Annotated in this window: 13 protein-coding genes; 3 read left to right on the forward strand and 10 right to left on the reverse strand. The window is 62.1% G+C overall.

Annotation, left to right across the window (positions count from 1 at the left end; translation table 11 throughout):
* Positions 1-100 precede the first annotated feature (100 nt).
* Complete coding sequence (locus tag FJ977_RS33170; RefSeq protein ID WP_140776643.1) at positions 101-799, reverse strand: hemerythrin domain-containing protein; 699 nt, start codon at positions 797-799, stop codon at positions 101-103.
* Between the two features lie 179 nt (positions 800-978).
* Here FJ977_RS33170 and FJ977_RS33175 point away from each other — a divergent pair, with 179 nt between their 5' ends.
* Together FJ977_RS33175 and FJ977_RS33180 are read left to right on the forward strand one after the other, a co-directional pair.
* Positions 979-1,452 carry a hypothetical protein gene (locus FJ977_RS33175; protein ID WP_140776645.1) on the forward strand — a complete coding sequence of 158 codons (474 nt, stop codon included), beginning with the start codon at positions 979-981 and terminating at the stop codon, positions 1,450-1,452.
* Positions 1,449-2,789: a GAF domain-containing protein gene (locus tag FJ977_RS33180; protein ID WP_140776647.1), complete on the forward strand. Its 1,341-nt coding sequence runs from the start codon at positions 1,449-1,451 to the stop codon at positions 2,787-2,789. Before FJ977_RS33175 ends, FJ977_RS33180 begins: the two co-directional genes overlap by 4 nt.
* Positions 2,790-2,808: 19 nt before the next feature.
* On the opposite strand, the gene FJ977_RS33185 is transcribed toward FJ977_RS33180, so the two are convergent.
* Positions 2,809-3,147: a cupin domain-containing protein gene (locus FJ977_RS33185; RefSeq protein WP_140776649.1), complete on the reverse strand. Its 339-nt coding sequence runs from the start codon at positions 3,145-3,147 to the stop codon at positions 2,809-2,811.
* A 45-nt stretch (positions 3,148-3,192) separates the two neighbouring features.
* Complete coding sequence (uxaC, locus tag FJ977_RS33190) at positions 3,193-4,602, reverse strand: glucuronate isomerase (RefSeq protein WP_140776651.1); 1,410 nt, start codon at positions 4,600-4,602, stop codon at positions 3,193-3,195.
* A 154-nt stretch (positions 4,603-4,756) separates the two neighbouring features.
* Here uxaC and FJ977_RS33195 point away from each other — a divergent pair, with 154 nt between their 5' ends.
* The gene (locus FJ977_RS33195; protein WP_140776653.1) at positions 4,757-6,259 is read left to right on the forward strand and encodes a mannitol dehydrogenase family protein; all 1,503 of its coding nucleotides are present in this window, start codon (positions 4,757-4,759) and stop codon (positions 6,257-6,259) included.
* 85 nt (positions 6,260-6,344) lie between these two features.
* Here the strand turns inward: FJ977_RS33195 and FJ977_RS33200 are convergent, their stop codons facing one another.
* The 7 genes from FJ977_RS33200 to FJ977_RS33230 all read right to left on the reverse strand — a co-directional run bounded on the left by FJ977_RS33200 (position 6,345) and on the right by FJ977_RS33230 (position 13,387).
* A complete protein-coding gene (locus FJ977_RS33200; RefSeq protein WP_140776655.1) occupies positions 6,345-7,385 on the reverse strand; it encodes a DUF4062 domain-containing protein in 1,041 nt (346 codons plus the stop codon).
* A 167-nt stretch (positions 7,386-7,552) separates the two neighbouring features.
* Positions 7,553-7,960, reverse strand: coding sequence for a F0F1 ATP synthase subunit epsilon (locus tag FJ977_RS33205; RefSeq protein WP_140776657.1), 408 nt, complete (start codon positions 7,958-7,960; stop codon positions 7,553-7,555).
* 112 nt (positions 7,961-8,072) lie between these two features.
* Complete coding sequence (gene atpD / locus FJ977_RS33210; RefSeq protein ID WP_140776659.1) at positions 8,073-9,668, reverse strand: F0F1 ATP synthase subunit beta; 1,596 nt, start codon at positions 9,666-9,668, stop codon at positions 8,073-8,075.
* A 70-nt stretch (positions 9,669-9,738) separates the two neighbouring features.
* The gene (locus FJ977_RS33215; protein WP_140776661.1) at positions 9,739-10,623 is read right to left on the reverse strand and encodes a F0F1 ATP synthase subunit gamma; all 885 of its coding nucleotides are present in this window, start codon (positions 10,621-10,623) and stop codon (positions 9,739-9,741) included.
* Positions 10,624-10,655: 32 nt separating this feature from the next.
* Positions 10,656-12,185, reverse strand: a complete 1,530-nt coding sequence (gene atpA, locus FJ977_RS33220) for a F0F1 ATP synthase subunit alpha (RefSeq protein ID WP_095204821.1) — start codon at positions 12,183-12,185, stop codon at positions 10,656-10,658.
* Positions 12,185-12,745 (reverse strand): F0F1 ATP synthase subunit delta, encoded by a 561-nt coding sequence (locus FJ977_RS33225; RefSeq protein WP_140776663.1) that lies wholly within the window; start codon positions 12,743-12,745, stop codon positions 12,185-12,187. The genes atpA and FJ977_RS33225 overlap by 1 nt, the downstream gene beginning before the upstream one ends.
* 246 nt (positions 12,746-12,991) lie before the next feature.
* Positions 12,992-13,387 (reverse strand): DUF4345 family protein, encoded by a 396-nt coding sequence (locus FJ977_RS33230; protein ID WP_140776665.1) that lies wholly within the window; start codon positions 13,385-13,387, stop codon positions 12,992-12,994.
* Positions 13,388-13,437 lie beyond the last annotated feature (50 nt).

A 13,437-nucleotide genomic window follows, 5' to 3' on the forward strand; every position in this document is an offset into this window, starting at 1 on the left:
CCCAAGGCTGCCGCATGGCGGTCGTGCATGGTTCTGATTCCCTGTCGAATTCGTTGCGCTCGAACGCGAACTGCCTCCGAGAGCGTCTCCGGTGCGAATTTCAGGCAGCGAGCCCAAGTCTGCTGGAGAGGTCGCAGAAATCCTCACGCGACAGATGTGGCCGCGCCGCGAACTCGATGACGGCGGTGAACGCCTCGGCAGGCGCCGAGACCTTCATGCCTCCCAGAAGCGCGGCACGCTCGCTGCGGTTCATGGCGGGAATCATCAGGCGCATGAAGGCGAGGTTCTTTTCCGGCGTGAGCGACCCGATGATCGCCATTTCGATGCCTTGCAGTTCGGCATCCGTGAAGTTCGCCCAAAGTTGCGGCGCGGTTACCGTCTCCTCCTCATGCATATGTTCGAGATCGTGTCCGACAAAGACCGTGAAAGCGATGTAGAGCCGACGACCAAGGCTGGCTCGGGCATCAAGGGGTGCCTCCTCGATCGCCCGGATCATGTCCTCGAGTTCGGCAAAGGCAAGCCGATGATCGTCGTGCTGGTGCTCGAGGCGATCGGTCGAAGCCTGCACGCGCGCTTCGAGTGGCTGGTGGATGTACCGGTCCTCATGGGCAAGATGGCTGGCCCCAAGCATAAGGATCGTACGAAGGTCGGCCAGCAATGGTGCGGTCGCCGCGGCATCGTCGAAATCCGCGCCGCCCAGGCGCGCAAGCAATTCGCATTGGGCCTTGCGAAGACCTTTGTGGATCAGGCCATAAAGATCATAGCGGCCATTGAGGTCTGGTATTCTTGCATGCGTCATTGAAGGTCTCCCGTCTGTGCGGCGTCCCGATTGTCACGATGACTGATCGCGCCGGCTTCGCGAGGCCTTCTATTCAAGGGCTGAAGAACATGCTTCCTAAATGCTTCCTAAACGAGCATGCCTGTTCCTAAAACTTTCCTATCCGATTAGACTGTTTGCACGTAGGCAGTGGGGCGGCCTTGATCAGCAAGGAAATAGACGACCTGCTCGCAGGTCCGGTGATGATACTCGTATCCACACGCAATGCCGCGTTTCGCCCAGCCATCGGCCGCGGCACCGGCGCCGCGCATGTCGCGAGCCTCGGATGTATCGACGTGCTTGTATCGCGGACCCAATGGCCCGAAGTTGTCGAGAACGCCGCCTTGGGTGCGCCGGTGGCGGTCACGATGGTACGCCCGCACGACTATCGCGCCTTCCAGGTCAAGGGCAGCATCCTGGCGGTGTCGCCGGCCGACGATGCCGACAGGGCGAGAGCGCAAAACTACATTTCCGAGATGCTGGTGGTGATGGAGGCGCTTGGCGTGACCCCGCATCAACTCTCTCATACCCTCGTCGACAGTGATCTGCTTCGCATCCGTTTTCAGCCCACCGATGTCTTTTCGCAGTCACCCGGCCCCGGTGCGGGCGAGAGGCTCCGGACGAACTCGCCATGATCTCCCTCAGCGACATCCGCGACAGTTTTGAAGGTGTCATCCCGTCGGTGATCGCGACCAGCGATGGCGATGGCATACCCAACATCTCGTACCTGTCTCATGTCTATTACGTCGATGAGAGCCATGTTGCGCTTTCGAACCAGTTCTTTTCCAAGACGGCCGCCAATGTCCGCGCCAGCGGCGTTGCCACGCTGATGGTTGTCGATGGACGAAGCGGCGTCCATCACATGCTCGATCTGGAATTCCTGCACGCGCTCGATCATGGCGAACTGTTCGAACGCATAAAGTCACATCTTTCGGTGATGAGTGCGCAACAGGGAATGGCGGGGGTCATGAAACTGCGCTCCGCCGACCTGTACTTCGTGCGCGATTGCCGCGCGGTGGTCGGCGTCGTCCCGCCTGAACATCGCAATCCGGCCCCCGCGACAACGAACCACCTGCCCAAGGCCGCGCTTCTTGCCGCCGCCATCGGCTCGGAAGCCGATGCCGATGTGATGCTGGACAAGGCCCTGGCCGGACTTGAGAGCAGCTTCGACTATCGGCATGCGATGGTTCTGGTGCCCGACGAGACCGCTCAGCGGCTAAGCGCTCTGGCGAGTCGCGGATACAGCAGCCTTGGTGTCGGCGCGGAGATCGCGTTTGGTGAAGGGGTGATCGGCATCGCGGCCGCTACGCGCCAGCCGGTTCGTATCTGTGACCTGCGGCGTTCCCAACGCTATGCCTCAGCCATATTTTCGGCGTCTGACCGCACACGCCATATCCCGCTTCCCGGACTTGCCGGTCCGCGCAGCCAGATGGCGGTGCCAATGCTTGCCCAGGGAAAATTGCGAGGCGTGCTGTTTATCGAGTCCGAGGCCAGTTTCGCTTTCGGCCATCAGGATGAAGACGCCCTGATGCTGGTTGCGAGCCAATTGGCCGCAGGATTGCGGCTTGCCGAACTGGAAGGTGGCCACCAGGCCAATGCCTTCGCGAAGTCGACGCAAGGCGGATATGCCTCGGATCAAGCCGGAGCACCCTCGTTCAAGATAAGATACTTCGCTTTCGACGACAGCGTCTTTATCGACGACGACTATCTGATCAAAGGCGTCCCCGGGCGGCTCCTGATCCACCTCGTCCGCACCTTCCTCGCCACGGGACGCCGCGACTTCTCCAATCGCGAGATCAGGCGGGACGCAACGCTCCGGCTGCCTGATATCAAGGACAATCTTGAAACCAGGCTCATCCTTCTGCGTCGGCGCCTTGACGAGAAAAGCGCACCGATCCGGCTGCTGCGGCCCGAGCGTGGGCATATCAGGCTGGACCTTGCCGGCGTGCCGCTGCGGGAAGCCGAGGCGTGATCCTTCCCGGTTAGCGCCCTCAGGCGAGGAAGTCAGCCCTGTGCGGCGCAAAGCTGTCGACAAGCCGCCCCGCTTCGAGCGCCTTGACGCCATGCACGAGGCCGGATGGCACGATGAAACTGCCACCGGCCTCAAGGATCTCCGTCAGCCCGTCGATGGTCACCTCGAAACGACCCTCGGCGACGTAACTTGACTGGACATGCGGATGCGAATGCAGCGCACCGACACCGCCCTTGTCGAAGCCGAACTCGACCAGCATCAGTTCATCGGTGGAGAGGAGAACGCGCCGCCTGTTGCCGTCGGGCGTCGGCGTCCAGGGGGCCTCCCCGGCATGGGCGAATATCTTCGTCATCGTCATCTCCTTGCCGTGAGTGGCCGGCCAACGCCGATCAGGCACGTTCCGTCAGAGCCGATAGGCTTTCTTGGCAAGCGTATAGGCCAATTCCCCGGCGAGTTCATGCGCCTCGTCCTCGCGTAGCCGGTGCTCGGCAACGAGCCGCGCCAGGAATGCGCAGTCGACCCGCCGCGCCACATCGTGACGGGCCGGGATCGAGGGAAAGGCGCGGGTGTCGTCGTTGAAGCCGACAGTGTTGTAGAAGCCTGCCGTCTCCGTGGTCATCTCGCGAAACCTGCGCATACCTTCCGGACTGTCGTGGAACCACCAGGCCGGACCGAGCCTGAGCGCCGGGTAGACGCCGGCCAGCGGCGCCAGCTCGCGCGCATAGCTGCTTTCGTCAAGCGTGAAGACAACCACGGTAAGATCACGCTCCAGCCCGACGCAGTCGAGAAGCGGCTTCAGCGCCGTCACATAGTCCGTCCGTGTCGGTATATCGAAGCCCTTGTCGCGGCCGAACCTCTGGAAGACAGAAGCCGAATGGTTGCGCTGGGAGCCAGGATGGATCTGCAGCACCAGCCCGTCATCCCTGCTCATCTTGGCCATCTCGGTCAGCATCTGGGCGCGAAACAGCTTTCGCTCGCGCTCGTCATCCGAGCCACGGCGAATGCGGTTGAACAGCTCCTCGGCCGCCGCATCGGAAAGGTTGGCGGTCTCGGCTGTCGGATGGCCGTGATCGGACGAAGTCGCGCCGAAGCCTTTGAAGAAGGCGCGCCGCTGGCGATGCGCGTCGAGATAGCCGGCCCAACTGCCGGTGTCGCAGCCGGTGATCTCGCCCAACCGGTCGAGATTGGCCGCAAACCCTTCGAAATCGGGATCGACAACCGAATCCGGCCGGTAGGCGGTGACGACACGGCCCGCCCAGCCGCTGTCGCGGATCATCTGGTGCCATTTGAGGTCGTCGAGCGCGCCTTCCGTCGTGGCGATCACCTCGATGTTGAAGCGCTCGAACAGAGCGCGCGGACGGAAATTCTCCCACTGCAGCACCGTCGCGATCGTGTCGTAATGGCGGTCGGCGGTCTCGGCGCTCAGCGGCTCTTCGATGCCGAACAGATGCGCCAGCACATGGTCGAACCACAGCCGGGTCGGCGTGCCCCGGAACAGGTAATAGTGCTCGGCAAAGCGCCGCCAGATCGTCCTGCCGTCGGTCTCGACCGGAGCGCCGTCCAGGGTCGCCACGCCGAGATCCTCCAGCCGCACGCCCTGGCTGAACAGCATGCGGAAGATGTAGTGGTCGGGCACGATGAGCAATTGTGCCGGATCCGGGAACGGCTCGTTCAGCGCATACCAGCGCGGATCGGTGTGACCGTGCGGGCTGACGATGGGCAGGTTCTTGACGCCGGCATAGAGGTCGCGGGCAAGCGAGCGCGAATGCGCTTCAGGCGGAAAAAGCAGGTCCGGATCGATCAGCGCGACCATGGGAAAGCAGCTCCTTCCAGTTGGGTATCGGTACGTTCGGGCTAAAGCGATGTCAACGTGCCCCGGCAAAGCGGCATCCTTGCGGCAGGCGGACGTAGGTGTTACGCCGCCTCTCATCCGCCGCGTCCCCAAAGCCCTCAGCCCCGGTATCGTGATGACCAGAAGCCATCTGTCCAACGCAACGCTGCAACGGCTGCCCGCAGCCGCCGGAATCCCCACATATGACCGCAGCCGCGTTGCTCCCGGCATCGTGCATCTCGGCGTCGGTGCCTTCCACCGAGCCCATCAGGCCGCCTATGTCGACGATTGCCTGGCGGCCGGCGAAACGGACTGGGGCATCATCGGCGTCTCCTTGCGCAGCACCGACACGCGCGACGCGCTGGCGCCGCAGGACGGGCTCTACACGCTGGCGGTTCGCAGCAGCGGTGAGGAGGAGCTGCGCGTCATCGGCTCGATCCAGTCGATGCTTTTGGCGCCGGAAGATCCGGCCGCGGTACTGGCCGCGCTGATCGATCCGCGCACCCGCATCGTCACTCTGACAATCACCGAGAAGGCCTATCTCAGGGCCGCGGGCGGCGGGCTGGACGCCGCTCACCCCGACATCGCCCACGATCTGGCCAATCCGCGAATGCCGAAGACGGCGCATGGTTTTCTCGCCGAGGCGCTTGCTCAACGACAGGCAGCCGGCACCCCGCCCTTCACCGTGCTCTGCTGCGACAACCTGCCTGCCAATGGCGCCACCTTGCATCGGCTGCTGACCGAATTCGCCGCGCTGCGCGATGCCAAGCTTGCCACAGCGGACGGTACCGGTCTCTTCGACCATATCGCAGGCCAGGTCGCGTTTCCGTCGAGCATGGTCGACCGGATCGTGCCGGCAACGACCGACGCCGACCGGGCACGCGTCGCTGGCGAACTCGGTGTCGACGATGCCTGGCCCGTGATGACCGAGCCCTTCCGCCAATGGGTGATCGAAGACAATTTTTCCGCCGGCCGGCCGGCCTGGGAAAAGTTCGGCGTCACCATGGTCGGCGATGTCGGCCCCTTCGAGGACATGAAGCTCAGGCTTCTCAACGGTGCGCATTCGGGCATCGCCTATCTCGGCCTGCTCAGCGGCCACGCCACGGTCGACCGGGCTTTTGCCGATCCGGCGATCCGGCAATTTGTCGACGGGCTCTGGGCCGAAGCCATCCCGACATTGCCGGAGGATGCCGGGCTCGACACGACAACCTACACAGCCGAGCTTGCCGAGCGTTTTTCCAACACCGCGCTCGCCCATCGCACGGCGCAGATCGCCAATGACGGCAGCCAGAAACTGCCGCAGCGCATCATCGCGTCCGCCATCGAGTGCCTCGAAGCAGGTACCGAGTTCGTGCATCTCACGCTGGTGGTGGCGGCCTGGATCGCCGCCTGCGCCGCGCGTGGCAAAACCTTGCCCGAAACCCATTTCACCGATCCGCTCGACGCGGCACTGACGGCGCTTTTGAACCAGCAGCTACCGGCGAACGAAACCGTGACAGCAGTATTCGACCTGGCCGGCTTTGCCGGGGATCACGCCGAGCGCCAAACGCTGATTGAACTCACGGCGGTGCATCTGGTGCACCTGCAACGCGATGGTCCGACTTTGGCCTTCGCCGCGCTTGGTATCGGGGACAGATAAGGCAGGTTATGCTTTATGCGCAGCATATACGGCGACGGACTAAGCTGGATACTGACCCGCGATCCCCATCGACGTCGGTGACTATCTATACAGTCGCCTCACCCTTCTGAGGCAATTCACTTTCTCGTTCCTTGCTTTTAACAATCCGAACGGCAGTCATCATAGATCGCCCGTGCTCGGTTAAACTCCAGAAAACACCCATACCACCTTGAACAGTTTTTACGTAGCTTACGTCCACCAGATTCAACGCCATAAGTTGAACCTTGATAGTTCCGAATGATTCCTCATCAATATGTGTAGTTCCGGTCGTATTTGTCTGCTTCTTCCTGGAATAGTTAGCGATTAGATTTCCAACAGATGAATCCGACGGGTGAGCTATAAGTTCTGGCGCAATGGCATAAAATATTTCCCGCCACGTCATCGAAAATGACCGGTTCTTTAACTCGCTTCCTTGGCGATAATATTCCGAATAGGAATATTTAACATTGAACGATTCCTCTAGGCCCGCGATATCTGGAGCCGGATGGGGCCTTAAAGTCACCGCCGCAGAAGCAGCTTCATCCTTCAACTTCGCGTTTTCAGCTTGCAGAGCGTTGATCCGCTCAAGTGATTGCTCCGAGGTAGCCTTGTCTCCACGTATCCAGCCGACAGCGGGATAAATCTTCATTGTCTTGTTAAGGCTGAGCGTGACCATACCGGGAAGTTCGGTCTCATGATCCCAGAATTTCACTAAACGGTCCGCAGTTACCTTTGCTCGGAAGGCGTCGTATTTGGCTCTTTGAGAGCTATCGATCTCGGATTTTGCCAAGGGAATCTGACCCGGATCACGGTGCACGAAACTAAGAACTTTCAGACCTATCGACTGTGCATAGTCGAATTCCATCTCAGTATAGCTTATGCCGGATTCATTTAAAGAACCATATCTACCACCGAGTATAAGTATATAGTAGTCACAATCATCGATAACTCGCTTTATGAACTCCCATTGCTCATCGTCGGACGCAGGAAATAGTTCCATTCCCGCCGGAATGCAGTCCATCTCCATTAAAGCCTGAATGACCCTTTGCCGCTCTGCTTTAAGATCGGCAAAAGTAGAGCTGACAAATACTTGATATCGCTTATCCATATCACCCTTCCGACTCAACCTTACAATTGCGAGGTTACATCGTCAAAGGTCGACGGCAGTCCGCGTACAGTGCAACACCATTCGATCCGGCCTTATCAGGCTAGGAGAGGTGAGTGACGGCAGAAACAGATTAGGCTGTGCCTGGCGATGAGCGGTCTTCACTAGGCTCAGGCCGGCAGAAGCGCGCCTTCCAGCGTGGTGAGCTGGCTGAGGAACTGCTCCGCCTTGCTGCGCGCCTGGTCGTCCTTGGCGTCGGTGGCGTCTTCCTTGGCTTCCTGGATACGGCGAGCGAGATCGGCCCGGTCGACATCCTTCACCGCCACAGCCGATTCCGCCAGCAGCGTGCAGCCCGCCGGAACGATGTCGGCGAAACCGCCGAACACGACATAGCGTTCTTCACCGCCTGAGGCGGTCTTCACCGTGACGACACCCGGCTTGATCGTGGTCATGACCGGCGCGTGATGCGCCATCACGGTCATCTCGCCTTCGGCGCCGGGAATGACGACGGATTCGACCTCAGCGGAAACCAGCAGGCGCTCCGGCGAGACCAGTTCGAATTTGAAAGCTTCAGCCATGTCAATTTAGTGAGTAGGGAATAGTGAGTAGGGAAGTAGGGAGAAAGGGCAATTGCCCCGGTCACCCGCCTGCCATTCACTACTGACTACTGACTACTCCCTATTCCCTTGATTAAGCCGCTTCAGCCGCCAGGCGCTGTGCCTTCTCGACCGCTTCCTCGATGCCGCCGACCATGTAGAAGGCGGCCTCCGGCAGATGATCGTAGTCGCCGTTGCAGAGGCCCTTGAAGCCCTTGATGGTGTCGGCGAGATCGACGAGCTTGCCTGGCGCGCCGGTGAACACTTCGGCGACGAAGAAGGGCTGCGACAGGAAGCGCTCGATCTTGCGGGCGCGGGCCACCGTCTGCTTGTCCTCTTCCGACAGCTCGTCCATGCCCAGGATGGCGATGATGTCCTGCAGCGACTTGTAGCGCTGGAGGATCGACTGCACCTGGCGGGCAACGGCATAGTGCTCGTCGCCGACAACCAGCGGGTCGAGCATGCGCGAGGTCGAATCCAGCGGATCGACCGCCGGATAGATGCCCTTCTCGGCGATGGCGCGGTTCAGCGTCGTCGTCGCGTCAAGGTGGGCAAACGAGGTCGCCGGCGCAGGATCGGTCAAGTCGTCGGCCGGCACGTAAATGGCCTGCACCGAGGTGATCGAGCCCTTGGTGGTGGTGGTGATGCGTTCCTGCAGCGCGCCCATGTCGGTGGCGAGCGTCGGCTGATAGCCGACGGCCGACGGGATACGGCCGAGCAGAGCCGACACTTCCGAACCCGCCTGCGTGAAGCGGAAGATGTTGTCGACGAAGAACAGCACGTCCTGGCCCTGGTCGCGGAAATATTCCGCGACCGTCAGGCCGGTCAGGCCGACGCGGGCGCGCGCGCCCGGCGGCTCGTTCATCTGGCCGTACACCAGGGCCGCCTTCGAGCCCTCGCCGCCGCCCTTCTTGTTGACGCCGGATTCGATGAACTCGTGATAGAGATCGTTGCCTTCGCGGGTGCGCTCGCCGACGCCGGCGAACACCGAATAGCCGCCATGCGCCTTGGCGATGTTGTTGATCAGTTCCTGGATCAGCACGGTCTTGCCGACGCCGGCGCCGCCGAACAGGCCGATCTTGCCGCCCTTGGCGTAAGGTGCCAGCAGGTCGAGCACCTTGATGCCGGTGATCAGGATCTGCGCTTCCGTCGACTGCTCGACATAGGCCGGGGCCGGCTGGTGGATCGAGCGCATCTCGGTCGCGTCGACCGGGCCTTCTTCGTCGACCGGCTCGCCGATGACATTGATGATGCGGCCGAGCATGCCCGGGCCGACCGGCACGGAGATTGGGCCGCCGGTGTCTCGCACTTCCTGGCCGCGCACCAGGCCTTCGGTGGAGTCCATGGCGATGCAGCGCACGGTGTTCTCGCCCAGATGCTGGGCAACTTCGAGCACGAGGCGGTTACCGACATTCGTGGTCTCGATCGCGTTCAAGATCGGCGGCAGGTGATCGCCGAACTGCACGTCGACGACGGCGCCGATGACCTGGCGGACCTTGCCGACAACGCCGGTTGCCTTGGTGGCAACGGCCGAGGTCTTGGCCGCGGCGGCCTTGGCGGGCGCTGCCGCCGTCTTGGCTGGAGCTGCCTTGGCGGCTGCTGCCGGAGCCTTGGCCGCCTTCGCGGGGGCTGCGGTCTTCGCGGCTGCGGCCTTGGGGGCTGCCGTCTTGGGGGTCGCTGCTTTCGCCATCGTCTTTACCCTTTTCGTCCTTTGTTTCTTACGCGGTCCGGTCGCGGGCAGATTGACCCGCGAACCGCGCCTAGAGCGCCTCGGCGCCCGAAATGATTTCGATCAGTTCCTTGGTGATCTGCGCCTGCCGCTGGCGGTTGTAGGTGATCGACAGCTTGTTGATCATCTCGCCGGCGTTGCGCGTCGCATTGTCCATGGCGCTCATCTTGGCGCCCATCTCGCCGGCCGCGTTTTCGAGCAGCGCCCGGAAAACCTGCACGGAGATGTTGCGCGGGATGAGGTCGGAGAGGATTTCACCCGGCTCCGGCTCGTACTCGTAGACGGCGCTGGCGCCATCCGCCGCAGCGGCGGGAGCCGAAGCGACGCCGGCCGGAATGATCTGCTGCGCGGTCGGAACCTGGCTGATCACCGACTTGAACTGCGAATAGAACAGTGTGCAGACGTCGAAGGCACCCTCGCTGAAGAGGTGGATGACCTTCTTGGCGATCGCGTCGGCATTGACGAAGCCGAGCGTCTTGACCTCGCGCAGGTCGACACGATCGAGGATCATCGCTGCATAGTCGCGGCGCAGTATGTCGAAGCCCTTCTTGCCGACGCAGATGATCTTGACCTGCTTGCCGTCGGCCAGAAGCCGGCGGATATGGTCGCGGGCGTGACGGGCGATCTGGGAATTGAAGCCGCCGCACAGGCCGCGCTCGGCGGTGCAGACGACGAGCAGATGCACGTCGTCCTTGCCGGTTCCGGTCATCAGCGCCGGGGCATCGCCGCCACCGCCGATCGCCTGGGTGATGTTGGCCAGCACGGAACCCATGCGCTCCGAATAGGGGCGCGCCGCTTCCGCGGCCTCTTGCGCACGGCGCAGCTTCGCCGCGGCGACCATCTGCATCGCCTTGGTGATTTTCTGCGTCGCCTTGACCGAGGCGATACGGTTACGAAGGTCTTTTAATGAAGGCATGCTTCAAACCTGATCCCGTCTTGTCGCTTCGCTCAGGCGAAGGTCTTGGCGAAAGCGTCGATCTCGGCCTTCAGCTTGGCGCGCAGATCGTCCGACAGCGCCTTTTCCTTGCGGATGGCGTCGAGAACGTCCTTGCCCGCCGCACGCATGTGGCTGAGCAGGCCATGCTCGAACTTGCCGACCTGGTTGACCGGCAGCTTGTCGAGATAGCCGTTGACACCGGCGAAGATCACCGCGACCTGCTCTTCCGTCTTCAGCGGCGAGAACTGCGGCTGCTTCAGAAGTTCGGTCAGGCGCGATCCGCGGTTGAGCAGACGCTGCGTGGCGGCATCGAGGTCCGAGCCGAACTGCGCGAAGGCCGCCATTTCGCGGTACTGCGCGAGCTCGCCCTTGATCGAGCCGGCAACCTGCTTCATCGCCTTGATCTGCGCGGCCGAGCCGACGCGGCTGACCGACAGACCGACGTTCACCGCAGGACGGATGCCCTGGAAGAACAGGTTGGTTTCGAGGAAGATCTGGCCGTCGGTGATCGAGATCACGTTGGTCGGGATATAGGCCGACACGTCGTTGGCCTGCGTCTCAATGACCGGCAGCGCGGTCAGCGAACCGCCGCCCAGATCGTCATTGAGCTTGGCGGCGCGCTCAAGCAGGCGCGAGTGCAGGTAGAAGACGTCGCCCGGATAGGCTTCGCGGCCCGGCGGGCGGCGCAGGAGCAGCGACATCTGGCGATAGGCGACGGCCTGCTTCGACAAATCGTCGTAGCTGATCAGCGCATGCATGCCGTTGTCGCGGAAATACTCGCCCATCGTGGCGCCGGCGAACGGCGCCAGGAACTGCATCGGCGCCGGATCGGACGCGGTGGCGGCGACGATGATCGAATATTCGAGCGCGCCGCGCTCTTCCAGCACCTTGACGAACTGCGCGACGGTCGAGCGCTTCTGGCCGACGGCAACGTAGACGCAGTAGAGCTTTTCCTTCTCGGGACCGTTGTCGTGCACCGACTTCTGGTTGAGCATCGTGTCGAGAATGATGGCGGTCTTGCCGGTCTGGCGATCGCCGATGACGAGTTCGCGCTGGCCACGGCCGACCGGGATCAGCGCGTCGATGGCCTTGAGGCCGGTCGACATCGGCTCGTTCACCGATTTGCGCGGAATGATGCCGGGCGCCTTGACGTCGACGCGCTTGCGCTCGATCGCCTTGATCGGGCCCTTGCCGTCGATCGGATTGCCGAGCGCGTCGACGACGCGGCCGAGCAGGCCCGGACCGACCGGAACGTCGACGATGGCGCCGGTCCGCTTGACGATGTCGCCTTCCTTGATGTCGCGGTCGGCGCCGAAGATGACGACGCCGACATTGTCGGCTTCGAGGTTGAGCGCCATGCCGCGGATGCCGCCGGGGAATTCGACCATTTCGCCGGCCTGGACATTGTCGAGGCCGTAGACGCGGGCGATACCGTCACCGACGGACAGCACCTGTCCAACTTCGGAGACCTCGGCCTCCTTGCCGAAATTCTTGATCTGGTCTTTCAGAATTGCGGAAATTTCCGCGGCGCGGATGTCCATCAGCCGACCTCTTTCAGTGCAAGCTTGAGCGAATTGAGTTTGGTTTTGAGCGACGTATCGATCTGGCGCGAGCCCATCTTGACCACCAGCCCGCCGAGCAGCGACGGATCGACGGTGACGGAGATGGCCACATCCTTGCCGGCAACACCTTTCAGCGCCGCCTTGAGTTCAGTCTGCTGGGCGGCCGTCAGCTCGTGAGCCGACGTCACTTCGGCAGCGGTCTCGCCACGGTGTTCGGCAGCGATCTGGCGGAACGCCTTGATCATGCCGGGCACCGCGAACAGCCGGCGGTTGCGGGCGACGACGCGCAGGAAATTGCCGGCGAGGCTGGTGATCCCGGCCTTGTCGGCGATCGCCGCGATCGCCTTCGCCTGGTCCTCGCTGGAGAACACCGGGCTGTTGATCAGCCGGGTCAGGTCGGCGCTGCCCGCGAGCATCGCCTCGAAACTGTTGAGGTCGGCCTCGACCTTGGCCACGGAATTTGCCTGCAGGGCGAGTTCGAACAGCGAACCCGCATAGCGTTCTGCGACACCTGAGATTGGCGATGACGATTGAGCCACGGACCGTCTTTTCTCTTGTCTGACAGGCCGCAGATTGTTGGCGCGAGCAAAAACTCTGGCTAAATCTTTGACCTTACTGCATTTTTTCAAGCACGGAGGCGCGGCTTCCGCTATCCCCGGCCGAAAGTCGATTGCCGTCTAGCACAGGCATTTTAAGACCGCAATGCGTCGTTCCGCATGCTTTTCAGGCACTATTGTCGCATCCGGCGAAAGACTCGGGTCTCGCGCGCCGGAATACCCTTGGATTCAGGGCACAAAGCCGAAGGCAAAGGCAAGCGGCAACGCCGCCAGGACCAATTCCACCACAATGGAAACCCAATTGAAAGGTGTGTTGGCGCCGTCGGACATCATCGACAGCAGCCGGCCGAAGGCGGTGAACAGCCAGGAGAAGCCGAGCGCCATGTAAATCAGCGGCTGCGCCAGAAGGATACAGCACAGGCCGACGCCAATATAAAAGCCCGACATCCTGCCGCGTCCCTCGGCGATCGCCGCCGCCTTCTCGGGCTTGGCCTGCAGGCGCAGGATGCGAAAGGCCAGGCCCGGTGCCAGGAAAAACAGAAGGCCGAGCAGCACGGTGAAGACGGCACTCGACCAGGCCAGCCATTCGCCCTGGCTCGTCGGCCATGGAAGCGCAAAATCCATTTTGTCCCCTCGAAATGCCTGTTTTGAAATTGCGGGCATTCTACCGGAGG

This window comes from Mesorhizobium sp. B2-1-3A (genome assembly GCF_006442655.1).
GTDB lineage: Bacteria > Pseudomonadota > Alphaproteobacteria > Rhizobiales > Rhizobiaceae > Mesorhizobium.

Coding starts and splice junctions, on each gene's coding strand:
- FJ977_RS33170 (WP_140776643.1), bottom strand. CDS start 799: ATGACGCATGCAAGAATACCAGACCTCAATGGCCGCTATGATCTTTAT.
- FJ977_RS33180 (WP_140776647.1), top strand. CDS start 1,449: ATGATCTCCCTCAGCGACATCCGCGACAGTTTTGAAGGTGTCATCCCG.
- FJ977_RS33185 (WP_140776649.1), bottom strand. CDS start 3,147: ATGACGATGACGAAGATATTCGCCCATGCCGGGGAGGCCCCCTGGACG.
- uxaC (WP_140776651.1), bottom strand. CDS start 4,602: ATGGTCGCGCTGATCGATCCGGACCTGCTTTTTCCGCCTGAAGCGCAT.
- FJ977_RS33195 (WP_140776653.1), top strand. CDS start 4,757: ATGACCAGAAGCCATCTGTCCAACGCAACGCTGCAACGGCTGCCCGCA.
- FJ977_RS33200 (WP_140776655.1), bottom strand. CDS start 7,385: ATGGATAAGCGATATCAAGTATTTGTCAGCTCTACTTTTGCCGATCTT.
- FJ977_RS33205 (WP_140776657.1), bottom strand. CDS start 7,960: ATGGCTGAAGCTTTCAAATTCGAACTGGTCTCGCCGGAGCGCCTGCTG.
- atpD (WP_140776659.1), bottom strand. CDS start 9,668: ATGGCGAAAGCAGCGACCCCCAAGACGGCAGCCCCCAAGGCCGCAGCC.
- FJ977_RS33215 (WP_140776661.1), bottom strand. CDS start 10,623: ATGCCTTCATTAAAAGACCTTCGTAACCGTATCGCCTCGGTCAAGGCG.
- atpA (WP_095204821.1), bottom strand. CDS start 12,185: ATGGACATCCGCGCCGCGGAAATTTCCGCAATTCTGAAAGACCAGATC.
- FJ977_RS33230 (WP_140776665.1), bottom strand. CDS start 13,387: ATGGATTTTGCGCTTCCATGGCCGACGAGCCAGGGCGAATGGCTGGCC.